Origin of the sequence: Nocardia sienata NBRC 100364 (assembly GCF_001613205.1) — a bacterium.
Lineage (GTDB): Bacteria > Actinomycetota > Actinomycetes > Mycobacteriales > Mycobacteriaceae > Nocardia > Nocardia sienata.
In genome coordinates this window covers 1-24,897 of record NZ_BDBX01000007.1, presented here as the reverse complement: position 1 = coordinate 24,897, position 24,897 = coordinate 1, and the positions used below count along the sequence as shown (strand labels likewise).

The following is a 24,897-nucleotide window of genomic DNA, read 5'->3' as shown; positions in this document are numbered from 1 at the left end:
TACCGGTTATCGTGACGACAACCCACCATCTCGGAGGATTTCAGTGAAGTACCTGCTTCTCGGCTACACACCGGCCGCCGCGTGGGACGCCGCGACCGCCGACACTGCCTCGCCGGAGGCGCTGGCCGCGTTCGCCACCTATCAGCAGCTGGAGAAGGAACTGTTCGCCTCCGGTGAGTTGGTCGGCACGGAGGGGCTGGGCCACCCGGCCGTCAGCACCACCGTCCGCAGAACCGCCGATGGTGTGGTCGCCACCGACGGGCCGTTCGCCGAACTGAAAGAGGTCCTGGCGAGCTTCGCGGTGATCGACGTAGCCGGACATGAACGAGCCGTGCAGATCGCCGCCCGCATCGTCGAAGCGCTCGGTGAACCGATCGAGATCCGGCCGATCATGGGCGAGGACTTCAGCGCGTGACCCGCGAGATCGAGGACCTGCTGCGCGCCGAAACGCCGCAGGTCCTCGGTGCGCTGGTCCGCCGCTTCGGCCGCTTCGACACGGCCGAGGATGCCGTGCAGGAAGCGCTGCTGGCCGCCGCGCGCACGTGGCCGGTCGAAGGCGTCCCGGACAACCCGCGCAGCTGGCTCATCCGGATCGCCTACCGGCGCATGGTCGACCTGCTGCGCTCCGACCAGGCCCGCCGCCGCCGTGAACTGGAAACCGGCGCCGCCGAGCTGGCCATGGCCGAACCCGCACGGGCCGCGCAGGCAGGCGGAACCGACGACAGTCTTACCTTGCTCCTGCTGTGCTGCCACCCCGCCCTCGGCCACACCTCCCAGGTAGCGCTCACCCTGCGCGCGGTCGGCGGCCTGACCACCGCCGAGATCGCGCACGCCTACGGCACGACCGAGGCCACGATGGGCACCCGGATCAGTCGCGCCAAACAACAACTCGCCAAGGCCGGCGCCCGCTTCACCCTGCCCACCGGCGCCGACCGCGACAGCAGGATGACCGCGGTCCGTCAGGTGCTGTACCTCATCTTCAACGAGGGCTACACCGCCACCGCCGGAGCCGACCTCACCCGCGTCGACCTCACCGGTGAGGCCATCCGCCTGACCAGAATGCTGCGCGCCACCGCCCCCGACGATGCGGAGACGACAGGCCTGCTCGCCCTCATGCTGCTCACCGAATCCCGCCGCGCAGCGCGCGTCGACGCCGGCGAACTGATACCCCTGGCCCAGCAGGACACCGCACAGTGGAATCGCGAAATGATCGACGAGGGAACCACACTCATCGACAGCATCTGGAACCGCGGACCGGCCGGCCCCTACCAGCTCCAAGCCGCGATCGCCGCAGTCCACGCCGCAGCCGAACCGGGCCGCACCGATTGGCCCCAGATCGCCATGCTCTACCTGTGGCTCGAACGCCTCACCCCCACACCACCCGTCCAACTCGCCCGCGTCGTGGCCGTCGCCCACGCCTACGGCCCCGCCCGCGGCCTGGCTCTGCTCGACGATCTCGATCGACGTCACCACCTGGGCCGCAACCCCCTTACCCGGCAACGCGAACACGCTGTACGCGCCCATCTCCTACAGCAGATCGGCGACGACACCACCGCAGCCCAATTCTTCCGCCGAGCCGCCGAACTCACCGACAACCAGGTCGAACAGCGCTACCTCCACCACAAAGCCGACCAACTCGACCGACCACAATCACCACTCGCGTGTCCGCGATGACCAGTAGCCGCTCGTCGAACCTCGAGATCGCTTCACACTGTCCGAAAAAAGGTAGGTCGTGGACAGTCGATGGTGGCAAATATCGCTGAACAGCGGTGATCGCCCACCAGGAGTTGTTTCAGAATGCATCCTTTTGCGACACCTCGGCGGAAGGCCGGGCGTAAGGTAAGGGCGTGCGAGCGTGCGGGGCGTCCTCCTGAGCGGGGCCCGGCCCCGCTGCCAGGTATGTGGCTTGTCGACCCGATCGCGGGTGCAGGATGAATGCACGTTGGAGCTTGTCGAGACAGTGTTTTCTACCGGCCCACAGGTCACCGGAGGACCAGCTGTCCTTCCGTGCGCGACGCTGCGGCGAGGCCTTCGTACTGTCCGTGCGCGGTGAAGCGGATGCCTTCACGCTCGGGCTGTGGCAGCGCAGCGTGCGGGAGGCGCTGGCTGTCGTCGCCCCGGGCGGCACGTTGGTGCTCGATGCCTCCCGGCTGGACTTCCTGTCGCTGGACACCCTGGCCGCTGTGGCCGATATGGCCGAAGCCTGCTCCGGCGACGGGACCACGCTCTGCCTGATCACCAGGAATCCGCGCATCCCGGCGCTTGCGAGTCGCCATCCCCGAACTGCCGGGCTGCCGATCTTCTCGACGGTTGTCGGCGCCTTGGCCGCGCTGCCACCTGCTGTGGATCAGCGCTGAGCCACGGTGATCCGCGCTCCCGGGGGGTCCAGGAATCCGCTGCGGTTCAGGCGCGCAGATCCTGTGTCCACCCGAACCCGATCTGCGGCCCACCCGTGAGCCGTACCCGTGCGATCAAAGGTCTCGGCGCGGATCCGGCACCGGCTCCGGAGGATGAACCTCGGGCGCCGTGGAACCGGTTCGGCGATTTCCGTGGACTGCTCGCTCGGCCGCTGGGCGAGGCGTTCGGTGCGGGTCGGGCCGGAGCCCTGATATACACGGTCTATGCGGGCGAACACACACTCCGAGTCCGACGCCTTCGACGATCTGGTGGCCGTCGCCGACGCCCCCGTGTACATCGTCACTCTGGCCGCGGGCGGTGAACGGTCCGGCTGCCTGGTCGGATTCGCGTCCCAGGTCGGGATCGACCCCGCTCGATTCCTGGTGTGCCTATCCAAGACCAATCACACCTTCCGGGTCGCGCCGGGCGCGGAGTTCGCCGCCGTGCACCTCGTCGGTACGCACGACGCGGAACTCGCCGCGTTGTTCGGGACGCAGACCGGCGACGAGATCGACAAGTTCGCCCGGTGCCGGTGGCGTCTCGGCCCGCACGGGGTCCCGATCCTGCTCGACGCCGTGGCCTGGTTCTGTGGTCGCATCCTCACCCGGCACGACTTCGGCGATCACGTCGGCCTGGTGCTCTCGCCCGAGGACGCCGCGGCCCCGGCCTCCGCGCCGGCCGTGCTGCGCCTCCACGATGTCGCAGACCTGCGGCCCGGTCATCCGGCCTAGCTGTACTGACCTGATGATGCGCCGCTCGGTGCGTGTCGGTGTCCGGGCGGGGCTGTGATGCGGGCGGCTGGACCGATCGGTCATCGCCGCGGCACCGGCGAGGCGGTATCGGTCGGCCCACCGTTTGGCGGTGGTCGCCGAAACCTGGAATCTTTCGGCTGCGCGCCGCAGGGGCCAGCCGTCCTCGACGACACAACGAGCCAGCCGTAACCGGCCCAACTCCGACAACGGGGCATTACGGTGGACCACGAAGACCTCCGAAGGATGGGTGCGTTCCCAGACAGCTCGCACTTCACTCGGAGGTCTTCGCCTTTGTCAGCTCGACACGCCGTCACCAACGTTCATGGTCAGTACACCTAGCCCGGCCGCAGAGGCCCCAGCACACCCGCAACCTTCGCGGTCATGGCCCACTGGATCACCACGGGTGGTGGGTGAGGTCATGGGCGACCGGGCGCGGTCGGTGCACCGGCGTCGCTGTGAGGAGGTGCCTCGTCGGCCGCGATCGACCCGGTTCCTCCTCGGGCGGTGCGGTCGCCGGATCAGCGGTCGGCGAATGTCCTCCGGTACGCCGAGGGCGACATCCCCAGGCCGCGCCGCATATGGTGGCGGAGGTTGTCCGGTGAACCGAGACCGGACCGCTGCGCCACCTCGTCCACCGGGATATCCGCCGACTCGAGCAGTTCCCGTGCCAGATCGATCCGGCGGTCACGGAGCCAGGCCCCCGGCGACAGACCCGTCTCGGCCCGGAACCGCCGGCTGAAGGTACGTGGGCTCATCCGCGCATGGGAGGCAAGGGCCGCGACGCCGAGCGGCTCGGCCAGCCGGGTGAGGGCCCACGCCCGGGTCGCGGCGGTGCTGAGGTCGTCGGACTCGGGGACGTGATGTTCGATGAACTGGGCCTGCCCGCCTTCGCGCCAGGGCGGTACAACGCAGTATCGGGCGACTCGGTTGGCCACGGTGGCGCCGTGGTCGCGGCGAACGATGTGCAGGCACAAGTCGATTCCGGCCGCCAGGCCCGCCGAACTGAGCACCGGCCCCTCGTCCACGAACAGCACGGTTTCGTCGAGTTCGACTGCCGGGAACAGCCGGCGGAAATCGTCGGCGTAGCGCCAGTGGGTGGTGGCGCGGCGGCCGTCGAAGACGCCGGCGGCGGCGAGTACGAAAGCGCCGGTGCAGATGGACACCATCCGGGCCCCGGTGGGGACGGTGGCCAATGCCGCGGCGAGTGCGGGGCCGAGTTCGCCGCCGGAGCGGGCAGCGCGGTACTTGGTGCCCGGCAGTATCACCGTATCGGCGGTGGCGAGTGCTTCCGGTCCGGCCGCGGCGACGATCGAATATCCCGCGGTGGCCGATACGGGTCCGGCGTCCAGGGAGCACGTCACGACGCGATAGAGCGGGTTGCCTTCGTCGTCGGTGGCCTCGCCGAACACCAGGGACGGGATGGTCGCATCGAAACCGACCACCGGATCGAGCAACAGCACGGCGACTGTATGCGGACGCCGGAGCGAACCACTGTTGGCACGATCTTCACGCATATCGTCGATTTTGCCACTAGTGGCGCGACACCGGCTATCGGAAGCTGATCAGCGTGATGACGAAGATCGATACCGGCTCGGCGGTGGCACGCGCCGGGCGGCGGCCGCGACCGCATTTCGCCTGGATCGTCGCGGGCGTCAGTTTCGTGGTGATCCTGGGCGCCGCCGGGTTCCGGGCGGTACCCAGTGTGATGATGACGCCGCTGCACCAGGAATTCGGCTGGTCGCATGCCACGATCGGCGCCGCGATGTCGGTGAACATGGTGCTGTTCGGCCTCACCGCGCCGTTCGCCGCCGCGCTCATGGACCGGTTCGGCGTGCGCCCGATCCTCACCGGGGCACTACTGCTGATCGCCGCGGGCACCGGCGTGGGCACCGTCATGAGCGCGAGCTGGCAGCTGGTGTTGCTGTGGGGTGTGCTGGTGGGACTGGGTACCGGGTCCCTGTCGATGGGTTTCGTCGCGACCGTCTCGACCCGGTGGTTCGTGGCCCGGCGCGGGCTGGTCACCGGGGTACTCACGGCGGCGAGCGCGACAGGCCAGCTTGTGTTCCTGCCCGTGGTCGCCGCGGTCACCGACGCATTCGGTTGGCGCCGGGCCTCGATCATCGTGACCCTCGCGGCGCTGGCGGTGATCCCGCTGGTCGTACTGTTCATCCGGGACCGTCCCGGCGATATGGGCCTCACCGCCTACGGCGGCGAGTCCGAGCCCGCCGCCGAGCCACTGCCGGGCGGCACCTTCACGGCGGCACTGGCCGGGCTGGCGCGGGGCGCGCGGGTTCCCGCGTTCTGGTTGCTCGCGGGCAGTTTCGCCATCTGCGGCATGACGACCAACGGGTTGATCGGCACACACTTCATACCCGCCGCGCACGATCACGGTATGCCGGTCACCCTGGCCGCCTCGCTCCTGGCGACCATAGGGATCTTCGACGTCGCGGGCACGGTATTCTCCGGCTGGCTCACCGATCGCGTGGATCCGCGCCTGCTGCTGGTGATCTACTACCTCGGCCGCGGCGCCTCACTGCTGCTGCTACCGGCGCTGCTCTCACCCGGTGCCGAGCCGGGCACCTGGGTCTTCATCGTCTTCTACGGTCTCGACTGGGTCGCTACCGTACCCCCGACGATCGCGATCTGCCGCAGCTGGTTCGGTGCCTCGACTCCGGTGGTGTTCGGCTGGGTGTTCGCCGCACACCAGCTCGGTGCCGCGGTGGCCGCGTTCGGGGCGGGATACATTCGCGACACCCACGGTTCCTACGACCTCGCCTTCTTCGTGGCCGCGGGGTTGTGTGTGGCGGCGGCGCTACTGTGCGGCGCCGCCCGCAGGCCGCGGCCCGTGCCACCGGCAGTGGATCCGGCAGCCGAGCGCGCCTGACCGCGGCGCCACCGGGCCGGGCCGTTCGGTCCGGCGAGGTCCGGGTGGATGTAGTTGTGCACCGACTGTTACCGCCATGAGTTGTGACCGGAGTTTGTGCGTCGTGTCCCGGGGAAAACGCTCGACGACCGCGGGCCGACCGTGCCCCGCACCGACGCCGGGAGAGGCCATGGACTACCGCCCCCTCGCCTTCGCCGCACTCCTCACCTGCTGTGCTCTCGGTCCGCCGGTCGCGCAGGCGGCACCGGCACTCGAACCGGTCCCGCCCACCGCCGTGGGCGAGCCCGCGCCACGCACGGCCATCTCGGTGCGCTCGCTCACCGGTCTGCGCTGGGGCACCGCCGACGAGCATCAGGCACGCAGCGCGCTGTCGCTGGCCAAGCTCTACCTCACCGATTACGCACTGCGCCACGGCGACGGGTCGGCCGCCGATCTCGCCCACGGGGAGCGGATGATCCGGTATTCCGACGATGCGGCCGCCGACGCGGTGGAGGCGAAATATCCCCAGGCCATCGCGATCGTCGCCGCGGAATACGGGTTGGCGCAAACCCGGCCGGGCGCGAACTGGGGCAGTTCCACCACCAGTACCGCCGACGTGGCCGATTTCCTCACCGCCAAACAGCGCACCGATCCCACCTCCCCGATACTGTCCTGGATGGCCACCGCCGCGCCCCGCGCCGCCGACGGCACCGAACAGAACTGGGGTACGGCCGCGCTGCCCGGTGTGCAGGGCACCAAATGGGGATGGGCGGACGCTCCGCCCCAGGAGGTCGCCTCGGCGTCGTTCGGCCCGGCTTTCACGGTGGCCGCGCATACTCGCGGCGGTCCCGGGGACCAGACGGCCGATGTGCTCGGGGCACTGTCGATGGTTCTCCCCGGGCGTGGGGAACCTGCCGCGACTCCGGTGCCCGCGCACGCCACCGGCTCTTCTCCGGCGACGGAAGGCCCATGGTCCGGGTGAGAAACCCGCCTCCGGTGGACATCGGCGCCGAGCCGTGGACCTTCGCGCGCGCCCCGGCACTCTGCGTACGAGTGGCTGTCGCCGTCACGCTCGATGCGGACTGCCGACTGCCGGCCCGCGACGATGGAACTCGCCGCGGTTCGCCCCGGTGTCAGAGCGAACGAGCCCGTGGCGGCGCGGGATTCGGACAGAGGCGCAGCGCGAACAACATATCGGTGTTGCGCGCCGGCTCCGGCGTTTCGGTTCCCTGCAGCAGCCCGGTCCTGCGGATCCAGCTGTGGTGCCAGTGATGAAGGTCCGGCATGGTCACCTCACAACGCGCCGCGGTGTGGCGCAGGCGGCGTCCGGCACCGCCGATGGCGCCGGCGAACAGTTTCGATACGGGTTGGGGACGCGCTTCCTGGTAGGCGCGGGCCTCGTGCAACAGCGTGCGCACGGGCCCCGGTAGCACCCACACGTACAGATCGGCGGGCTGAACGTAACCGATCGGCCCGGTGAACATGAGCCCGTCGCGAGTCAGCCCCGTACAGGGCACCGATCCGAGTTCCACCATGGTGGCGCCGGTACACAACACCGTGGCCAGTGCCGCGGCGTCGGCCGGGTTCGCGGTGCGCGTCCGGATCCGGCCGATGGTGCTTTCATCGATGCCCGCGGTGGTCAACCCGGGGCCCACCGAGTAGTTGAGGTCGGACGGCAATTCCAATCGCATACCGTGTAACAGGAATCCCGCCTGGGCCCCGCGCAGCCGGGCCACGGTGTGTCCACGGCCCGGGCTGCCGCAGACGAGTTCGCCGAGAAAGCGGTACAGTCCGCGGATTTCGTGCCGTTCGCCGGGGCGGCCGGCCTCGGGAAACCCCGGGCCTGGGGTCGAAGGCGAATGCTCCCAGAGATATCCGGCGGTCCCGGGTTCGCCGAACGGTATCGTCGCGGCAATGCCGTTCGGGTGGTGTGCGCACGGGCGGCCGGTGCGCGCGGTGAGCCAGCGGCAGGTCGCGTCGATACCGTCGGTGTACACCGCGTCGAGACGGGCGAATTCGGGCGCGGTCAGTTCGCGATGCGCATCGGCGCGGAATGTGGTGACATCGCTGTCCGGTATCCGGGGAAGGGCGTCGTCACCGGCGGTCAGTACGACCTCGACGACAGGGTCCCGGTGTTCGGCGTCGCGGTAACCCATTATGCGGGTGGCGGCCTCCGGTACCCGCTGGGACCCCGGCATGTCGTCGACGGACAGTTCCTCGTTCTCGAGCTGGATCAACCGGTCCAGCTTGGACGGACGCAGCGTGGCGCCGCTGGTCTCGCTCACGGTGACAACCTCCTGGGCGCTGGCCCGGACGATATTCCTTTTTCTCCTCCTGTACAGAACATTCGATCATTTTCGGGGCGGTGGGAGGAGACGATCAACGAGAACTTAACCACCGTTGACGGAGAATGCGCAGTTCCGGGTATTTGCGCAATGTTTGGCAAGTGGACGCGCGGAATTCGAAAACAGTTTCGGTTCACACGCGCAAGCGCTGGAAACGGTAACAATGGGTCCGGCCCGTACGCGGTAAGAAAGCGGTGGCTGTTCGATTGCTGAAATTCGCCGGTTGTCAGGGCGCGTGTCCGGGGTCTCGACAACGCTCACCGTCGTGTCCGCAGCGGGCGGTCGTCACCGGCCCGGTCGCCCACCTACCTCGAGCGCGCCGCCGGCCGCACGCCATTCGATCAGGCCGCCGGACATGTTCTCGGCCTCGAATCCGTATTCGACGAGGAGGTTCGCGGCGCCGTAGGACCGCAGGCCGCCGGTGCAGAAGGTGATCAGGAGCCGATCGTCGGGCAACTGTTCGCATCCGGCCGTCAACTGCTCGAGCGGCAGATGGACCGCGCCGGGAATGTGGGTGCGATTCCATTCGAACTGCCGGCGCACATCCACGATCAATGCTCCGTCGCGGACGGCGTCGATGGCCTCTCGCGCGGACAGGGACGGTGCGCGGTACAGGTAGTGGCGGATGCTCATGGGAGCCGTCCTCGTTTCGTGGGTAGTGGGTGCAATGGCTTTCCGGCCGGTCGTGCCGGGTCAGGCGGAGGTGCCGGGACGCACGATCATGAGCACCACCACGATGAGCCACAGCAGGTTGTAGATGCCGGCGAGCATGCTCAGCGCGCGCAGTCGCCGCCCGTCGTCGGGCGCCGCGAGGGCCTGGCGCTGCATCGGGTGGATCGTCGTGATGATGACCGCCGCGGCGCACGCGGTGAGGACGATCGCCGCGGTGATCCAGACCTCGCCCACGCGGCCCTGCAGGGTCGCGAGGACGAGGCCGATGCCGGGGACGGTCAGGCCGAACCAGGCGTAGGTACCGGTGACCCGGTGCAGGACGGCGACGACGGCGTGATGACGTTCCGATGCCGCGCCGACCGTGCCGGACACCGGCGCGTAGCGGGGGAACAGGCTGGTGGCTACGGCCGAACCCCCGATGAAAACGATGGCCGCCAGGACGTGGACCGACAGCAGCAGGTTGTGCATGAACAGCTCCCTCTCAACCTTCAGGTGAGCTGAAGCTTAACAGTTCCTTCAGTGTAGTTGAAGGAGTGTGGTTCCCGCGGACGGCGGGCGGGTCTGCGGCCCGATTGTGGCGGGCCCGTGGGTCACCGGTGGCGCGGCACGGCCGCGTCGATCGCGGTGTCCGCAAAACCGGTCCCGTGTCCGGGAGCTATGTCGCCGGCCGGACAGGTGGGCCGGTCGACACCCGGCTGGTCCCGGGTGATGTGCGGGGCTCGCAACCGGCGCGGTGTGCGGACCGCGGCCTCCCGTCGCGGCCGCAGCACCGTTACGGCCGCGACGACGGTGGAACGGATGGGCAGGCTCGCGGTCCGGGGGTCGGTGCCGGCGAGGCGCGCGAGGCGCTGGTTACCGGTCACCAGGCATATCTCCACGCCGTCGCGGCGGTAACCCGCCGCGTCCGCCGCCAGCGCCTCCAGTGTGCGCAACGACAGAAAACCGAGCCGGGTGGTATCGACGATCAGCGCGCCACCCCCGGTGGTAGCGCGATCGACCGCGTCGCGCACCTTCTGCCGCCACAGCGACAGCGTGAAGGCGTCGGCTTCGCCACGGACGGCCAGCACGACGATATCGCCGCGCCGGAGCCTCCGGAAGGTCAGCTGGTCACCGGGCGATCTGGCGGGCGGCGGTGAAGCGGGAACGGGAGGTACAACAGAAGAACTGAATGATTTCATGAGGGACCTGGATCAGTCGGGATGCGTCACGGCATCGTGGCCGGGCCGACCCTGGAGTCTCAAGGCGAACGTGAACCCGTCACCTTACCCTACGCGCCCGGGCTCCCCGCCGGGTGCGGCGAGCCGTGAGGCACGTATCCGGCGCCCGTTTCCAGGCGGTCGGGAGGTGTTTGTCCGGACCGGTCCCGGGTAGGCGGCCGAGTGGCGGCGAGCCGCCGTCGCCGGCAACGCAGGTTCGAGAGGTTGCCCGGCGCAGATTCGTGACCGCGGCGAGGCCGAATCGCCTTGCCGACAACATTTTTCGAGCAAGGGAGCACGCTATGAGCCAGATCAGTCCTGTGCAGGTGCAGAAATATCTTTCCGGTATCGACTATCCCTGTGACCGCGACGGCCTCGTCTCCACGGCGAAGAAGAACGGTGCCGACGCGGACGTGCTCGATGTCCTCGGAGGTCTACCGGACCGGTCGTTCGACGGACCGGACGCGGTCAGCAAGGCGATCTTCTGAGCACACCGGACAGCAGCCGGGCCGGGGTCGTGCCGACAAAGCGCCCCGGCCCGGTCGCACCCGGCGAACCCGAGCCGGTCTGTACCGCCGCACCCCCGCGCCGACCGGCTATACAGCGAAGGGATAGGTCTCTCCGGGCTCTCCGCTCGCCGGGCGGGTGACCGGGTCCAGGGGGGAGAGCGCGGTGGTCTCGTCGATATGGATGAGCGCGTCGAACCGGTCGGCCGGACGGGCATGGAAATAGTGGCTCCGGCGCTCGGTCTCCGGGCGGTAGACCACCCCGATGGCGCGCTCGAGCAACGCCGAACGTAGCTGCTCGGGCACCGGCTCGCGATCGAATCGCAGCAGGAAACGGCCGTCACCTGCCCGGTGCAGCAGATTCTCCACGCTGCCGGGCAGCGACGGGCGCACCCGTTCCACTCTCGGCGGGCCGTCCCACTGCGCGGCGGCCAGTACGGTCCCGGTGTGCGTGGTGAAGCCGAGGATTCGCGCCAGGCCGGGAAGATTCTCCCGGGCCAGCTGGCCCAGATCCCATTGGCCGGCCGCGCCCATTTCGGTGGCCCGCGCGTCGCCGAGATGCGAATTGTGCGCCCACACCACAATTTTCGCCTCGTTCGAGGGATCGGGGCGCAGATGGTCGCCCAACGCGGTCAACGTCTCGAACATATGCGCGTCGCGCAGGTTCCACGAATCCACCCAGGTGCCGAACATCGCGCGGTAGTACTGCTCGGCCGCGGTGACCAGCCGGGCGTTCTGTTCGGCATAGAACCGCTCGTCCGGGTCGAGCGGCCGGTCGGCGGGCAGCTGCTCGGTACCCATCCGCTGCAGGTCCACCAATTGCTCGACCGCCGCGTTCTCACAGTCCTGCCCGGCGCCGAACGCGGCGGCGTAACCGTAACGCTGTTCGTCGAGGTGCTGATCGAAGCACGCGTAGCGTTCGCGGGCCCGGTCCGCGGCCGCCGGATCGATATCCTGGAGGTAGCCGATCACCTCGGCCGCAGAACGGAACATGCTGTACAGATCGAGCCCGTAGAAACCGGCGGCACGTCCGGGATCGCGGCGGTTGTGCTCGCGTAACCACTCGACGAAGTCGCGGACGACGGTATTGCGCCACATCCACATCGGAAACCGGGTGAAACCGCGCAGCGCACCAACCGCGTCACGGTCGTCGCCGCGACCGCGCACATACCGGTTCACGCGGTAGGCGTCGGGCCAGTCCGCCTCGACGGCCACGGCCCGGAAACCGCCGCGCTCGATGAGGGTACGGGTCATCCGCGCCCGGGTCGCGTAGAACTCGGCGGTACCGTGGGTGGCCTCGCCGATCAGCACACAGCGGGCGTCCCCCACGAAATCGAGCAATTCCTCGTCGATCGGCACTTCGCCGGGCAACGGTACGGCTGCGGCCCGGACCGCCGCTTCCGCGGTGGACCCGGTATCGGTGACACCTTCGGCCATATCGCCGCCCTACCCGAGCCCGATACCGGCAAACCGGCGAGGGCGTATCGGGCCTGCCACCGATATCGGCGCGGTCAGTCCGCGCCGGTGCCGATACCCACCACCGCGAAACCGGTTCCCTGGAGGGCGTCGCGGTCCAACAGGTTGCGGCTGTCCACGACGATCGCGCGGTCCGCTCGGGCTTTGAGCCGCGGCCAGTCGAGGGCCCGGAACTCGGGCCATTCGGTGAGGATCACGAGCGCGGCCGCACCGTCCGCGACCAGGTAGGGGTCGTCCACTACCCGTACCGGTCCGAGGCCGGGGGTGCCGACGGGGACGCACGGGTCGTAGGCCGTCACGGTGGCGCCGTGCCGGCACAGCTGCTGCGCCACGGCAACCGCGGGGGAGTCGCGCAGATCTCCCGTTCCGGCCTTGAACGCGAGTCCCAGCACACCGATGCGCGCCTCGGCCAGCGAACCGTCGACCGCGCCGGTGACGGCGCGTCGCACCTTGCGCACCACCATGGCGTGCTGCCGGTCGTTGGCGCGTACGGCATCGCGCAGGATGGCGAAGTCCACGCCCGCCGATTCCGCGGCGCGCAGCAGGGCATGGGTGTCCTTGGGCAGGCAGGAGCCGCCCCAGCCGGGGCCGGGTGCGAGGAAATCCGGCCCGATCCGGTCGTCCATGCCCATCGCGCCGGTGACCTCGGTGATATCGGCGCCCACGCGTTCGCACAACTCGGCCAGCGTGTTCACGAACGACAGTTTCACCGCCAGAAAAGCATTGCTGGCGTATTTGGCGAGTTCCGCGCCGGCCGTATCGCAGCGCAGTACCGTGGCACCCGTTCCGGCATAGAGTTCTTCGACCCGATCGGCGGATTCGGCATCCCGCTGCGCGGCGCCGATCACCACGCGATCGGGCCGCAGGAAATCCTGGACCGCACGGCCTTCCCGGAGGAATTCGGGATTGCTCACCACAGCTGGGCCGGCCCGGCCGTGGCGGGCGGCGAGCCGGGCCGCCGTACCCACCGGCACAGTGGATTTGGTGACCAGGGTGCAGTCCGGCCGCAGAACGGTGGACAGCGTGTCCAGGGCGGTGTCGAGCACACCCAGATCGGCCGCCCCGCCATCACCTCGGGGGGTGGGCAGGCACAGTAGGACCACCTCGGCCTCGGCCAGCGACTCCGGGTCGGTGGTGAAGACGAGCCGGTCCTCGTCGAGTCCCGCCCGGACCAGTTCCGCAAGCCCCGGCTCGACGATCGACACCTGTCCCGCGCGCAGTTGTCCGATCTTGATTTCGTCGTTGTCCAGACAGATCACGTGATGCCCCAGGTGGGCCAGGCAGGCGGCGCTGGTCAGCCCCACGTATCCGGCACCCACCACCCCGACGCGACTACCCATGGTGCGCTCCCTTTCCGATGAGCTCGGCCGCCGCGCCGAGTACGCGTTCGGGACCGACCATGAGCAACCCGGTGTCCGGACTGTTGCCGTGCGGATCGCCGAGACGTCCCGCCCACAGCGCGATATGACGCTCCGCGGTCGGTGGCGGTCCCCAGGTACCCGGCGAGGTGGGACCGAACAGCAGTACCGAGGGCGTGCCGAACGCGGTCGCGAGGTGCCCGACGCCGGTATCTCCGCAGACGACCAGTGCCGCGGACGCGACCAGCGCCGCCAACCCGGCCGGATCGGTACGTCCCGCGTACATCGCGGAGTCCGGGAGCCCGGCCCGGCGGGCGACCGCCTGCGCCAGCGGCACCTCCTCGGCAGAGCCGGTGACCACCACCGGGCGGCCGTCGGCGGCGAGCTCGCGGGCCACCTGCGCGAAACGCTCGGGTGGCCAGCGCCGGGCCGGATAGGCCGCGCCTGGATGGATTACGACCGCCTCCGGCACGGGCGCGGGTATCGGAGGCGGGCGTAACCGGAGTGCGGTGGGGTCGGATCGGATACCCGCGTACTCCAGCAGCCGGCACCAGCGGTCGACCTCGTGCAGGTCGGCACGCCAGGCCGGCCCGGGCCGGTCCGGGAAATCGGGATGACGATGGGTCAGCAGCGCGCCGGGTTCGGTCGCCACCAGGTCGCGGATGCTCTCCGGGCCCCGGCCGTGCAGGTTGACCGCCAGTCGCGGCGGTTCGTGCGGCCGGCGCAGTGCACCCAGTCCGGGCGTCGGCAGCAGTTCGTCGACCGCCTCGATGAGATCGACCAGCCCGCGCAGCGACTCCGGAGCGGCCAGCACCAGGCGGTCGCCCGGGTAGGCGGCCCGCAGTGCCCGCAGTGCGGGCACCGCGGTCAGCAGATCACCCAGGCCGAGCGCGCGCAGTACGAGAATTGAGCCGCTCAGGGCCACGACCCCTCTTCCGAAGCGCAGACCACGAGTTCGCGGACTTCGCATCCGGGGCGCTGACCCAGTGCGAACAGCACCGTGTTCGCGACATCCGCCGGCCGGTTCAGCTTCGCGTCCGGCGGCGGTTTGTACTTCTCGGCGCGCCCGTCGAAGAACGCTGTGTGCATTCCCCCGGGGACGAGCAGGGTCACTCCGACCTCGCCCGCGGTTTCGGCGGCGAGCGCACGGGTGAAGCCGACGATGCCGAATTTCGACGCACAATAGGCGGTCGCGTCGCTCACGGCGCGAAGGCCGAGGGTGGAGGCGCAGGTGACCACGGTGCCCCGGTGGCGCCGCAAGGTGGGCAGTGCCGCGCGGACCACGGCGACCGTGCCCAGCAGGTTCACCTGGACCACCCGTTCCCAATCCTTGGCGGGCACCTGGTCGAGCGGGCCGCACGCGTCGGTGCCGGCGGCGGTGAAGACACCGTCGATACGGCCGTCGGCGGTGTCGAGCAGCTCGCGCACGGCATTGTCGGCGGCGGCGGTATCGGCGAGGTCGGCCCGGACGAAGTCGACGGTCGTCCGGGGTTGATCCCGGTCGATGACCAGGGGACGGCCGCCGTGTTCGAGCACCGCGGCGGTGACCGCGGCGCCGAGACCGGAAGCACCGCCGGTGATCAGGACGTTGCCAGGATTTCGCATCGCACTCCTTCGTTTCCGGGTCAGCCGCGGGACCGGGTGACCAGCTGAGTTGTCGAATAGCCGCGAACGGTGGGAATCAGCGCTATCTCGCCGCCGTGTCGACGGACGACATCGGCCTCGGGCAGATCCGCTTCGGCGTAGTCACCGCCCTTGACCCAGATATCGGGGCGCAGTCGCTCGAGCAGGGCGGCCGGGGAGGTTTCGTCGAAGATCGTGACGGCGTCCACCGAGGTCAGTTCGCCGAGCAGCCGGGCGCGGTCGCGTTCGGCGACGATCGGACGGCTCGGCCCCTTCAACCGCCGCACCGAGTCGTCGGAGTTGAGGCAGACGATCAGCGCGTCGCCCATGGCGCGGGCTTGGCGCAGCAGGCTGATATGGCCGGGATGCAGCAGATCGAAACAGCCGCCGGTGGCGACGAGCCGGCCGCCGCGCGCCCGGACACCCGCCGCCACCTCGAACGCCGATCCGGAACTCTCGGTTGGCGCAGTGCTCGCGGGTTCGGGTGCGTCACTACGCGACAGCGCGGCCGCGCCGCCGCCGGCGACGAACCCGGCCGCGATGCCCACGGCCCGGCCCACCGCCTCGGCGACCGTCGATCCGTCCAGCAGGGCCGCCGCCGCGGCCGAGGCGAACCGGTCGCCCGCACCGCAGGTGTCGTGGGTGGCGGAACCGAGCCGGATCTCGCCGGGCACCGGAACCGTGGCCAGCCGCTTACCGTTGGCCAGCACCGCCCCGGCGGAACCGAGCGTGACCGCCACCGAATCCGCGGTCCACTCGTCCCGGAGCACCTTCGCCAGTTCGTCGGGCTCGGCGTACCCGGGCGCGAACTGCCGCGCCTCGCTCATATTCGGCGAGACAAGCGCGGCACCCGGTATCGGTGCCGGTCCACGCGGATGCGGATCCCACACCACGGGCACCGACGCGGCGAGCTCGGTCAGCAGCCGGCGGATCCGGGGATGCGCGGCCACCCCGCGTCCGTAGTCGGCGACCAGGATCGCTCCCGCCGCGCGCAACGCGCGCACGATGGCGGGGCCGAGTGGACCGGCCTCCGCGGTGCCGTCGCCGGTGTCCAGCCGGACCAGTGACTGGCCGCCCGCGCGGACGCGGGTCTTGCGTACCGTTTCGCCGCGCAGCGCCATCGGTATCACCTCGACCTCCGGGTCGAGCAACCGCCGGAGGCTGCGGCCGCCGTCGTCGTCGGTGGTCGCGGTGACGAGCACGACCTCGGCCACCGACCTGGCCGCCAGGATCGCGGCCAGCCCGGCGCCGCCCGGCCGCAACCGCCTGCTCCGGACATCGACCACCGGAACCGGCGCCTCGGGGCACAGCCGGGTCGCCTCGCCTTCGATATCGACGTCGAGCAGGCTGTCACCGAGGACGATCAGCGGTTTCACGCCGGAATTCCCAGTGCCTCGTCGAGTGCCGCGCACAGTGTGTGCACCAGAGCCAGATGCACTTCCTGCACGGTGGCGGTACTCGGTGCCTCCACGGCGATGGCGCGATCGCACAGCGAGGCCAGCGAATTGGGCGCCGGTCCCGTCATGGCCCAGGTGGTGACACCGATATCGTGCGCGACCTTCGCGGCGGCCACCACGTTCGGACTGGTGCCACTGGTGGACAGCAGGACGAGGATATCGCCGGGCCGGCCGTGGGCGCGGACCTGCCGGGCGAACAGTTCGTGGCCCCCGTAGTCGTTCACGATGGCGGTCCCCGCGGAGGTGTCGGCGTGCAGCGCGATGGCCGACAGCGGGCATCGCTCGTTGCGGAAACGGCCGACCAGTTCTCCGGTCAGATGCTGGGCTTCCGCCGCGCTGCCGCCGTTACCGCACGCGAGCAACCGCCCGCCGTTGCGGAACACCGTGGCCAGTTCGGACCCCCACCCGTGGATCTCCGGCGCGTGGGAACTGGTGCGCTGCAGTGCCTCGCACAGAGCCGCGAAATGTTCCTCCATCACGACACACCTCCTGTCTGCAGACCGGCGCACCCGCCTGCGCTGAGTTCTTTCACCGCCAGAACGACGTCGTCCGGGGAGATCGACTCGAGGCACGGATGTCCGGCGATCGGGCATTGCCGCGCTCTGCTGTCCCGGCACGGTGCGTCCTGGTCGCCGAGTACCGACACCGGCACCCCGTAGGGCGCCCATCGGGCGGCGGGGACGACCGGCGCGAACAGGGAGACGACCGGCGTCCCGACGGCCGCGGCCAGATGCGCCGGTCCGGTATTGGGTGCCACCACGACGCTCGCGTCCCGCAGTACCGCGGCGAGTTCGGGCAGGGTGGTCGCGCCGCCGAGGTCGACGGCGCGACCGTGGGCCACGCGGCCGGTGAGCGGGCGGTCGGCGGCGGCGCCGGTGACGACCACCCGGAATCCGGCGCTCGCGAGCGCGGCGGTGACGGCCGCCGACCGCGCCGGGGACAGCTGACGGGCCGGTACCGAGGCGGCGGGATGCACGACGACATACCCGGGTTCGCCGGTGAGATGGCCGACGTCGGGTAGCGGGCCGCGCACCGCCAATCTGCCGTCGTCACCCGGCGGTAGCCGGAACCCGGCCGCGGTGGCCAGTGAGAGCGCGCGTTCGGCCTCGGGCGGGTCGCCGGTGACGCGGTGCCGCAGATCCAGCAGGGAACCCGGATAGTCCTCGGAGATCGCGCCGATCCACCGGACCCCGGCCATCCGCAGCACCAGGGCCAGGGGTAGCGGCGACTGATGGAACGAGGTGAGGATCAGCGCGCGATCCAGGGCCAGGCCGCGCAGCTCCGCGACGAAGGCGTCGATACCCGCGGCGGTCACCGCCGGAGGTTCCGGATCGATCCAGGGCGCGCACCAGGTGAGCACGCGGTCCACTCCGGGCAGCAGTTCGGCGCCCGCGCGACCCCGCGGCCCGGCCAGCAGCGTCACCGATTCGGCGTGTGCCGCTACCGCGCGAACACACGGCCCCGCCAGCAGGACATCGCCGACGTTGTCCATCCGCGCCACCAGAACCCGGCCCGTCACAGCGGACCCGCCATCGCCATCCGGACCGCTTCGGTGAGATCGGGTGCGACCATGGCCGCGGCCCGCGCGTGGCGTACTTCTTCGGGCCGGGTGCGCGCCGTGGGCACGAGTACGGCCCGGGCACCGGCCGACAGCGCGGCCGCCACGTCGGCGCCGGTATCGCCGATCAGTACACAGCGGTCGATATCGACGCCGAGTTCGGCCGCGGCGCGCCGCACCATCCCCGGCGCGGGTTTGCGGCATACGCAGCCGTCGTCCTCGCCGTGTACGCAGACCTGCCAGGTCCCGAACGGCCCGAGCAGTTCCTCGACCCGGTCGTTGACCGCGGCCAGCTGGCCCGGACTGATCAGTCCGCGCGCGATACCGGACTGATTGCTGACCACCCCCAGCTGGATTCCGGCCGCCCGCACCAGGCGCAGGGCGTCGGCGGCCCCCGGCACCGGCCGCACTCCGGCCGGGTCGGCGAGGTAGGGGATATCCACGATCAAGGTGTCGTCGCGATCGAACAGCAGCGCGTGTGGGGCGGGGTGAGTCGCGTGGCGGTGACGCAGTTCGCCGCGCAGCCGGTGCCAGCACGCGGCCGGGGGGATGAGCGCACTGGTGACCGCCATCCGGGTGATCTCGCGTGGGGTCCGGGGCCCGGGCACAATGCGCCGGAACGCGAACTGCCCGGTGAGCACCGCCCACGCCGCGGCGCCGGCGAGTGCCGCGCGCGGCCGGCCCGCCACACCGAACACCATGCTCGCCGCGCCCACCGCCGTGGTGAGCGCGTGCCGGGGGAGCAGACCGCGCCGCTCGCCGACGCGCCGCCGCCAGTGCGCGCCGTATTTGCGCCGCATCAGGGCGTTGTCGGCGTTGCCGCGCTGGGCCCGCACACTGGCCAGCGGCCCGGAGGCGCGGACCGGATGGACGGTGACCCGCTGCCCGGCGGCGATGGCATAACCGGCGAGACAGACGCGTAACGCCAGATCGGCATCCTCGCGATAGGCCCGGGGGAATCGCTCGTCGAACCCGCCCACGGCGAGTAGCGCGGACCGGCGATAGGCCATATCGGCGGTGATCCAGCGGGCGGTGGCCAGCCCGGCGGTGCCGCGTTCGTCGTCGGTCGGCCGGCGGTGCGCCGGGAGCGGAACCTCGATACACGCGGTGGACGCGGCGGTGTCCGCGGAGAGCCCCAGCAGGTCCGCGGCCAGGCGTTCCGGCCAATCGGCGCCGATGAGCACGTCGTCGTCGAGGAAGGCGATCCAGGTTCCCGTGGCGTGCCGCCAACCGGCGTTGCGCGCTGCGGCCGGACCGCGGCCGCCCGAGCGCACGACCTGCCGCGGTGTACTGCTGTCCGGCAGCGGGAGTTCGCCGCCACCGCGCCGGTCGTCCACCACGATGATCTCCCGGGGACGCGGGCCCGCGGCGGTCTCCAGCGCCTCGAGCAGCAGCCGGAGACTGTCCCGGCCTGTGGTCGGGACGACGACGCTGTAGTCGAGGCGGTTCACCGGCGACGCACCAGGAACGGACCGATGGCCAGCACATCGATCGGGGCGGAACCGAAACATTCGAGCGCGTCGCGCGGTGAATCCACCATCGGGCGGCCGGCGGTGTTCAGACTGGTGTTGACCACCACCGGCACGCCCGTGCGGCGGTCGAATTCGGTGAGCATACGCGCGGTCAGGGGGTCCTCCGCCGGGTCGACGGTCTGCACCCGCGCCGTGCCGTCCACATGGGTCACCGCCGGGATCCGGTCCTGCCAGTCCGGCGCCACGTCGTGCACGAACAGCATGTACGGGCTGGGTAAAGGCCCCCGGCCGAAGATCTCGGCCGCCCGGTCGGCCCGCACCATGGGCGCGACCGGCCGGAACTGTTCCCGGCCCTTCACATCGTTGAGGCGTTCCAGATTGGCGGCTCGGCCCGGATGTGCGAGCAGCGATCGGTGGCCGAGGGCGCGCGGACCGTATTCGGCCCGGCCCTGGAACCAGGCGACCACCTGGTCGGCCGCGAGCGCCGCCGCGACCTCGACCGCCACATCCGTCGGCCTGGTGTATCGGAGGTTCGCCGTTCGCAGTACGGTTTCCAGTTCCGCGTCGGTCCACTCGCGGCCCAGATCGGCGCGGCGCATCGGCGCGGCCCGCTCGCCGAACTCGGCCGCCAACTGTAGTGCGGCCCCCAGCGCGGTGCCCGCGTCACCCGAGGCGGGCTGCACCCAGATCCGTTCGAACGGTCCTTCGGCGTGCAGCCGGGTGTTGGCGACGCAGTTGAGCGCGATTCCGCCGGCCAGGGTGAGATCGGACTGCCCGGTCTGCCGGTACAGCCACCCGGTCAACTCCAGCAGTACCTCTTCGAGCCGCCGCTGCGCACTCGCGGTCAGATCGGCGTGGTCGGGCCCGAGCCGACCGCCGGTCACCGCGGGGGCGTAGTGCGCCCAGTCCACCGGTTCGGTCCGGAACCCGCCGTCCCCGGTGGTGTACAGCAGTTCCCGGAATTCGTCGAGGAAGCGCGGCGTGCCGTAGGAGGCCAAGGCCATCACCTTGTACTCATCGCTCGAACGGGCGAAACCCAGGTGTTCGGTGAGGTCCTCGTACATCAGGCCGAGCGAATGCGGTAGTCGCTGGGCGGCGAGTTCGACGAATTTGCCGTCCCGGTACTCCCCGGCCAGATAGGAACTGCTCTCACCGCGTCCGTCGGCCACCAGCACCGCGGCATCGCCGAACGGCGCCGCGAGCGCCGCGGAAGCGGCGTGGGCGATATGGTGCCGGACGAAGCGCACGATCGAGGGGTCGAGGCCGGGCAGCGCAGTACGCAGGAATGCCGGTGCCCGGCGCGCGTAGTCGGTACGCAGTTCCTCGCTCGACGGGTCGAGACCACCGAGTGTGTGGTCCACGAGGGCGGGGTCGTAGGAATAGCCCACCGCGTCGAGCTGGTCGGGCCGCAGGCCCGCGCGTTCGAGGCACCACGCGGCGGCCTGCTCGGGCATCTCCCAGGCCGCGAACGGAACCGGGCGTTTACCGTGTTTGCGGCGGGTGAACCGTTCCTCCTCCGCGGCGGCGACGATCTCACCGTCCACGACGAGTGCGGCAGCGGGATCGTGGAATATCGCGTTCACACCGAGAATGCGCACCGGGCCGCCTTTCCTCAGGGGATTACGGGCTCGTACCGCGAGATCGTCTACGCGCTACCCGTGGAATTCACCGCCAAACCGGTCTGCCGTTTCGTTACCGGGCGCGGCGGTCGGCCCGCCGGCGCCGGGCGCCCCGCGAACCAGTTGATCGTGCGGCGTAGTCCCTCGGCCCGGTCGACCGTGGGCCACCATCCGAGAACCTGCCGGGCCAGGGAGATATCCGGGCAGCGACGTTGCGGATCGTCGATCGCACCGTCGACGTATTCGAGGGTGGAGTGGCTCCCGGCCGCCGCGCGGATCTCCTCGGCCAGTGTCCGTACCGAGAGTTCGCCGGGATTGCCGATATTGACCGGCCCCGGATGATCGGTACGCGCCAGCGCCAGCAGCCCGCGCACCGTGTCCTCGACGTAACACAGCGACCGGGTCTGCTCGCCGGTACCGGCCACGGTCAACGGGGCGCCGGCCAGTGCCTGGGCGATGAACGTGGGCACCATTCGGCCGTCGTCGGCCCGCATCCGCGGGCCGTAGGTGTTGAAGATCCGGGCGATTGCGGTGTTCACGCCGCGTTCGCGGCGGTAGGCCATGGTCAACGCCTCGGCATATCGCTTCGCCTCGTCGTAGACGCTGCGCGGCCCGACCGGATTGACATGGCCCCAATAGCCCTCGGGTTGCGGGTGGACCGCCGGATCGCCGTACACCTCGCTCGTGGATGCGAGGACGAACCGGGCACCGGTGTGTTCGGCGAGGTCGAGGGCGTTGGCGGTACCGAGCGAACCGGCTCGCAACGTTTCGATCGGCAGGCGCAGATAGTCGGGCGGCGAGGCGGCCGAGGCGAGATGGAAGACGAGGTCGAACCAGCCGAGGCCGGAAAACGGTTCGGTCACATCGTGCTGCATGATCGCGAAACCGGGCCGGTCCGCCAGTCCGGCGATATTGTCCGGCGCGGAGGTGGCGAAGTTGTCGAGCGCGACCACCGAGGCGCCCGCGTCGAGTATCTGTTCGCACAGGTGCGAGCCCACGAACCCGGCGCCGCCGGTCACCAGCACCCGCCGGGGGCGCCCCGTCCGGTGACCGCTCACCCGCTCGGCCGGGGTGGGTACCGGATCCGGCGCGAACCTCGTCACCGAGCCTCCTCCCGGCCGGGTTCGGTGCGTACGGCCGCGGCCATCACCCGGCGGTACGCCCGCAGAGTCTCCGCGGTGATCCGCTCCCACGAATAGCGCGCCCGGACCCGCTCGCGCCCGGCGCGGCCGAAATCCGCCCGGGTCTGCGGCGCGTTCAGCAAGCCCTCGATCGCGTCGGCCAGTTCGCCGGGCGCCCGCGGTGTCACCAGTCTGCCGGTGACACCGTCGACGACGGTGTCGGTGAGCCCGCCCACCGCGGCGGCCACCACGGGCACTCCGCAGGCCATCGCTTCCAACGGCGTGATGCCGAAAGGTTCGTACCAGGGGGTGCACACAACCACATCCGCCGATCGCAGCAGCGGCGCCATCTCGGTCCGCGGTACCTGGCCCAGCAGGTGCACCCGGTCGGCCACCCCGAGTTCGGCGGCCAGTGCCGAGAGTCGTTGCGCTTCGGGGTCCTCGGCGAGTCGCCCGTCGTCGGGTCCGCCGACCAGGACGAGTTCGGTATCGCGCAGCCGCGCCACCGCGGTGATGGCGATATCGAAGCCCTTGCGCGGCACCAGCCTGCCCACACTGACGATCCGATGCCGCCTCGACCGGGTGGCGCGGGGGCCGTCCGGGGCGAACCGGTCGAGGTCCACGCCGCACGGGATCACCGAGGTGCGGGTCCGCGGCACACCCATCCGGACCAGTTCGAACACCTCGTCGGTACAGGTGGCGATGACGCGGTCGGCTCGGTCGGCGATGCCCTGCTCCAGCCCCACCCGCGCCGGTGGACTGGTGTCGGCGGCGCCCTGGTATCGGCGTTTGACCACGCCGAGCGCGTGAAAGGTCTGCAGCACCGGGATTCCCAGCGCGGGCGCGGCCGCCAGTGTCGCGAGACCGGACATCCAGAAGTGGGCGTGCGCCACCTCGGGCGCCTCTCGCTGCCAGTCCTGCCGGAGGAACTCCCCGAATTCGTCCATGAAGGGCAGCAGCTCGTCCTTCGGCAGTGTCTTCGGCGGCCCGGCCGGCACCCGGGTCACGCGATATCCCTGTTCGGTGCGCACGGTGATGGGTGCGGCGGCCTCTTCGCGCCGGGTGTAGACGGTGACATCGTGTCCGCGCCGCGCCATCCCGGCGGCGAGTTCGGCGACATGGACATTCTGGCCACCGGCGTCGACGCCGCCGAGTGCGGCCAGCGGACTGGCGTGTTCGGATACCATCGCGATCTTCATGGTTCCGCCTTTCCGATCCGGCGTGCTTGCCTATGCGGTGATCTCGGCGAGCAGACCATCCCAGCGGCGCAGGAAGGCATCGAGACCGTAGTGCTCCAGTGCGTACTGCCGTCCCGATTTCCCGGCGAGCACCGCCAAATCGGGTTCGTGGAGGTACTCGTGGAATCGGGCGGTGAGTACCGCGATATCGGTGGACAGCGCTCCCGCCTCCGGGGGCACCGCGCGGACGGCCTCGGTGGCCGCCAGGGCGACCACCGGCATTCCCAGATGCATGGCTTCGAGCAGGGACAGGCCGAGGGAGGTCCAGCGCGCGGTGTGCAGATAGACGCGCCGCCGCGCCATCTCCCGATGGAGGGCGGCCTGGTCGAGATCGGCGATACCCCGCACCGGGTGCGCGCCGGGGCTCTCGGTCGTGAAATCGGCGGCGCCGATCCCGTACAGATCAACCGGCCCGGCCCTGGCGAAAGCCGGTAGCAGATCGGTTCCGGTGATCCGCCCACGCCGGAGCGGTTCGTTGATCAAGGCTACCCCGTGCGGGATCTCCCCGGTGTAGCGTGCGCCCGGATCGACGATGCCGTGGGGGACGACTCGTGTGGGCGCGTGACCGTTGTCCCACATCAGGTCGTTGAAATGGGTGACGTGCACCAGCGGGATGTCGGCGCGGTCGGCCAGTGGATGCCGGGTGGTGGCCGCGTGCGGGCGCGGTGTGTTGTGCTCGACATAGACGGCGGGGATATCGGCACCCGGCCGGCGGCCGAGCCAGCGTTGGACCAGACCGATCTCCTCGGGTCGCTGGAGCACCACGACATCGGGTTCGGTCTCGCGCAGTTCCCCGGCCGGGACCTCCTGGGTGGAAGGCCATTCGCGCCCGCAGCGGCCCCGCCCCCACGGCCCGCCCCCGTCCAGCACCGGCAGCAGGTAGCGATGTCTTCCCCGGACGAACGAACTGGTCCACGAGCCGTGCACGTGCCAGAGCAGAATGTCGAGCCGGTTCGCCGTCTCCGCCATGCGCTAGCCCTTTCCTGTTCGAGCCGGTTCAAACGCGACCGCGGGTAAAGCGGCGATCTACCGGGCGTCTCGGCGTGGCGACTCGCCGAGGCGGGTTTGAATCGCGGGCGCGGGGCAAAGCGCGCCGGTATGAGCCGATCGAGCACAGTCACAGAACCCGCGCGGTCGCCGGTGACCGAGGCGATCGAGATCGTCGACCCGTCTACCGGCGCCCCCGTCGGCACGGTCCCCGTGACCGGCGCCGCCGAGCGCGACCGGCGGGTCGCCCTGGCCCG

The 24,897-nt window shown here is 70.4% G+C and carries 24 protein-coding genes and 1 pseudogene; 7 read left to right on the top strand and 18 right to left on the bottom strand.

Annotation, left to right across the window (positions count from 1 at the left end; genetic code table 11):
• The first annotated feature begins 43 nt into the window (after positions 1-43).
• From NS4_RS07350 to NS4_RS07335, 4 genes are all read left to right on the top strand, one after another.
• Positions 44-415 carry a YciI family protein gene (locus NS4_RS07350; protein WP_063058753.1) on the top strand — a complete coding sequence of 124 codons (372 nt, stop codon included), beginning with the start codon at positions 44-46 and terminating at the stop codon, positions 413-415.
• Positions 412-1,674: an RNA polymerase sigma factor gene (locus NS4_RS07345; RefSeq protein WP_063058752.1), complete on the top strand. Its 1,263-nt coding sequence runs from the start codon at positions 412-414 to the stop codon at positions 1,672-1,674. The genes NS4_RS07350 and NS4_RS07345 overlap by 4 nt, the downstream gene beginning before the upstream one ends.
• 368 nt (positions 1,675-2,042) lie before the next feature.
• A complete protein-coding gene (locus tag NS4_RS07340) occupies positions 2,043-2,357 on the top strand; it encodes an STAS domain-containing protein (protein ID WP_063058751.1) in 315 nt (104 codons plus the stop codon).
• Between the two features lie 264 nt (positions 2,358-2,621).
• The gene (locus NS4_RS07335) at positions 2,622-3,128 is read left to right on the top strand and encodes a flavin reductase family protein (protein ID WP_063058750.1); all 507 of its coding nucleotides are present in this window, start codon (positions 2,622-2,624) and stop codon (positions 3,126-3,128) included.
• Here NS4_RS07335 and NS4_RS31325 read toward each other — a convergent pair.
• Both NS4_RS31325 and NS4_RS07330 read right to left on the bottom strand, forming a co-directional pair.
• Positions 3,108-3,377 (bottom strand): annotated as a pseudogene (locus NS4_RS31325) (leucine zipper domain-containing protein); the annotation flags it as partial. The gene NS4_RS07335 and the pseudogene NS4_RS31325 sit on opposite strands and share 21 nt — an antisense overlap.
• Before the next feature lie 290 nt (positions 3,378-3,667).
• Positions 3,668-4,663, bottom strand: coding sequence for a GlxA family transcriptional regulator (locus tag NS4_RS07330; protein ID WP_063058749.1), 996 nt, complete (start codon positions 4,661-4,663; stop codon positions 3,668-3,670).
• A gap of 56 nt (positions 4,664-4,719) precedes the next feature.
• On the opposite strand from NS4_RS07330, the gene NS4_RS07325 reads away from it, so the two are divergent.
• Positions 4,720-6,033 carry an MFS transporter gene (locus tag NS4_RS07325; RefSeq protein WP_063058748.1) on the top strand — a complete coding sequence of 438 codons (1,314 nt, stop codon included), beginning with the start codon at positions 4,720-4,722 and terminating at the stop codon, positions 6,031-6,033.
• Between the two features lie 169 nt (positions 6,034-6,202).
• Complete coding sequence (locus NS4_RS07320; RefSeq protein WP_174552074.1) at positions 6,203-6,994, top strand: hypothetical protein; 792 nt, start codon at positions 6,203-6,205, stop codon at positions 6,992-6,994.
• A 151-nt stretch (positions 6,995-7,145) separates the two neighbouring features.
• Here NS4_RS07320 and NS4_RS07315 read toward each other — a convergent pair whose 3' ends face one another.
• The 4 genes from NS4_RS07315 to NS4_RS07300 all read right to left on the bottom strand — a co-directional run bounded on the left by NS4_RS07315 (position 7,146) and on the right by NS4_RS07300 (position 10,207).
• Positions 7,146-8,297: a hypothetical protein gene (locus tag NS4_RS07315; RefSeq protein WP_063058747.1), complete on the bottom strand. Its 1,152-nt coding sequence runs from the start codon at positions 8,295-8,297 to the stop codon at positions 7,146-7,148.
• 345 nt (positions 8,298-8,642) lie between these two features.
• The gene (locus NS4_RS07310) at positions 8,643-8,990 is read right to left on the bottom strand and encodes a rhodanese-like domain-containing protein (protein ID WP_063058746.1); all 348 of its coding nucleotides are present in this window, start codon (positions 8,988-8,990) and stop codon (positions 8,643-8,645) included.
• A gap of 60 nt (positions 8,991-9,050) precedes the next feature.
• Positions 9,051-9,497: a hypothetical protein gene (locus NS4_RS07305; protein WP_063058745.1), complete on the bottom strand. Its 447-nt coding sequence runs from the start codon at positions 9,495-9,497 to the stop codon at positions 9,051-9,053.
• 122 nt (positions 9,498-9,619) lie between these two features.
• Positions 9,620-10,207, bottom strand: coding sequence for an STAS domain-containing protein (locus tag NS4_RS07300; protein WP_157105931.1), 588 nt, complete (start codon positions 10,205-10,207; stop codon positions 9,620-9,622).
• Positions 10,208-10,527: 320 nt separating this feature from the next.
• On the opposite strand from NS4_RS07300, the gene NS4_RS07295 reads away from it, so the two are divergent.
• Positions 10,528-10,713 (top strand): DUF2795 domain-containing protein, encoded by a 186-nt coding sequence (locus NS4_RS07295; RefSeq protein WP_063058743.1) that lies wholly within the window; start codon positions 10,528-10,530, stop codon positions 10,711-10,713.
• A 108-nt stretch (positions 10,714-10,821) separates the two neighbouring features.
• Here NS4_RS07295 and NS4_RS07290 read toward each other — a convergent pair whose 3' ends face one another.
• The 12 genes from NS4_RS07290 to NS4_RS07235 form a co-directional block, all read right to left on the bottom strand.
• On the bottom strand, positions 10,822-12,168 hold the full coding sequence (locus tag NS4_RS07290; RefSeq protein ID WP_063058742.1) for an erythromycin esterase family protein: 1,347 nt from the start codon (positions 12,166-12,168) through the stop codon (positions 10,822-10,824).
• A 74-nt stretch (positions 12,169-12,242) separates the two neighbouring features.
• Positions 12,243-13,547, bottom strand: a complete 1,305-nt coding sequence (locus NS4_RS07285) for a UDP-glucose dehydrogenase family protein (protein ID WP_063058741.1) — start codon at positions 13,545-13,547, stop codon at positions 12,243-12,245.
• The gene (locus tag NS4_RS07280; RefSeq protein ID WP_063058740.1) at positions 13,540-14,490 is read right to left on the bottom strand and encodes a glycosyltransferase family 9 protein; all 951 of its coding nucleotides are present in this window, start codon (positions 14,488-14,490) and stop codon (positions 13,540-13,542) included. Before NS4_RS07280 ends, NS4_RS07285 begins: the two co-directional genes overlap by 8 nt.
• Positions 14,481-15,170: an SDR family oxidoreductase gene (locus tag NS4_RS07275; RefSeq protein WP_063058739.1), complete on the bottom strand. Its 690-nt coding sequence runs from the start codon at positions 15,168-15,170 to the stop codon at positions 14,481-14,483. The genes NS4_RS07280 and NS4_RS07275 overlap by 10 nt, the downstream gene beginning before the upstream one ends.
• Before the next feature lie 20 nt (positions 15,171-15,190).
• Complete coding sequence (gene rfaE2, locus NS4_RS07270) at positions 15,191-16,564, bottom strand: D-glycero-beta-D-manno-heptose 1-phosphate adenylyltransferase (protein ID WP_063058738.1); 1,374 nt, start codon at positions 16,562-16,564, stop codon at positions 15,191-15,193.
• Positions 16,561-17,124: a D-sedoheptulose-7-phosphate isomerase gene (locus NS4_RS33270; RefSeq protein WP_063058737.1), complete on the bottom strand. Its 564-nt coding sequence runs from the start codon at positions 17,122-17,124 to the stop codon at positions 16,561-16,563. Before NS4_RS33270 ends, rfaE2 begins: the two co-directional genes overlap by 4 nt.
• Positions 17,121-18,164 carry a glycosyltransferase family 9 protein gene (locus NS4_RS07260; protein ID WP_063058736.1) on the bottom strand — a complete coding sequence of 348 codons (1,044 nt, stop codon included), beginning with the start codon at positions 18,162-18,164 and terminating at the stop codon, positions 17,121-17,123. Before NS4_RS07260 ends, NS4_RS33270 begins: the two co-directional genes overlap by 4 nt.
• Positions 18,161-19,654 (bottom strand): HAD-IIIA family hydrolase, encoded by a 1,494-nt coding sequence (locus tag NS4_RS07255; RefSeq protein WP_063058735.1) that lies wholly within the window; start codon positions 19,652-19,654, stop codon positions 18,161-18,163. Before NS4_RS07255 ends, NS4_RS07260 begins: the two co-directional genes overlap by 4 nt.
• Positions 19,651-21,273 (bottom strand): carbamoyltransferase family protein, encoded by a 1,623-nt coding sequence (locus NS4_RS07250; protein ID WP_063058734.1) that lies wholly within the window; start codon positions 21,271-21,273, stop codon positions 19,651-19,653. The genes NS4_RS07255 and NS4_RS07250 overlap by 4 nt, the downstream gene beginning before the upstream one ends.
• A gap of 47 nt (positions 21,274-21,320) precedes the next feature.
• Positions 21,321-22,397 (bottom strand): UDP-glucuronic acid decarboxylase family protein, encoded by a 1,077-nt coding sequence (locus NS4_RS07245; protein ID WP_218020317.1) that lies wholly within the window; start codon positions 22,395-22,397, stop codon positions 21,321-21,323.
• Entirely contained in the window at positions 22,394-23,614 is a 1,221-nt protein-coding gene (locus NS4_RS07240) for a glycosyltransferase (RefSeq protein WP_063058733.1), read from the bottom strand. The genes NS4_RS07245 and NS4_RS07240 overlap by 4 nt, the downstream gene beginning before the upstream one ends.
• Before the next feature lie 30 nt (positions 23,615-23,644).
• Entirely contained in the window at positions 23,645-24,622 is a 978-nt protein-coding gene (locus NS4_RS07235; protein WP_063058732.1) for a glycosyltransferase, read from the bottom strand.
• Positions 24,623-24,897: the final 275 nt, after the last annotated feature.

Excerpts from the sequence above, each read along its gene's own strand:
- NS4_RS07335 (WP_063058750.1), top strand. The coding sequence starts at position 2,622 with ATGCGGGCGAACACACACTCCGAGTCCGACGCCTTCGACGATCTGGTG.
- NS4_RS07330 (WP_063058749.1), bottom strand. The coding sequence starts at position 4,663 with ATGCGTGAAGATCGTGCCAACAGTGGTTCGCTCCGGCGTCCGCATACA.
- NS4_RS07325 (WP_063058748.1), top strand. The coding sequence starts at position 4,720 with ATGACGAAGATCGATACCGGCTCGGCGGTGGCACGCGCCGGGCGGCGG.
- NS4_RS07320 (WP_174552074.1), top strand. The coding sequence starts at position 6,203 with ATGGACTACCGCCCCCTCGCCTTCGCCGCACTCCTCACCTGCTGTGCT.
- NS4_RS07310 (WP_063058746.1), bottom strand. The coding sequence starts at position 8,990 with ATGAGCATCCGCCACTACCTGTACCGCGCACCGTCCCTGTCCGCGCGA.
- NS4_RS07305 (WP_063058745.1), bottom strand. The coding sequence starts at position 9,497 with ATGCACAACCTGCTGCTGTCGGTCCACGTCCTGGCGGCCATCGTTTTC.
- NS4_RS07300 (WP_157105931.1), bottom strand. The coding sequence starts at position 10,207 with ATGAAATCATTCAGTTCTTCTGTTGTACCTCCCGTTCCCGCTTCACCG.
- NS4_RS07295 (WP_063058743.1), top strand. The coding sequence starts at position 10,528 with ATGAGCCAGATCAGTCCTGTGCAGGTGCAGAAATATCTTTCCGGTATC.
- NS4_RS07290 (WP_063058742.1), bottom strand. The coding sequence starts at position 12,168 with ATGGCCGAAGGTGTCACCGATACCGGGTCCACCGCGGAAGCGGCGGTC.
- NS4_RS07285 (WP_063058741.1), bottom strand. The coding sequence starts at position 13,547 with ATGGGTAGTCGCGTCGGGGTGGTGGGTGCCGGATACGTGGGGCTGACC.
- NS4_RS07275 (WP_063058739.1), bottom strand. The coding sequence starts at position 15,170 with ATGCGAAATCCTGGCAACGTCCTGATCACCGGCGGTGCTTCCGGTCTC.
- NS4_RS07240 (WP_063058733.1), bottom strand. The coding sequence starts at position 23,614 with ATGAAGATCGCGATGGTATCCGAACACGCCAGTCCGCTGGCCGCACTC.
- NS4_RS07235 (WP_063058732.1), bottom strand. The coding sequence starts at position 24,622 with ATGGCGGAGACGGCGAACCGGCTCGACATTCTGCTCTGGCACGTGCAC.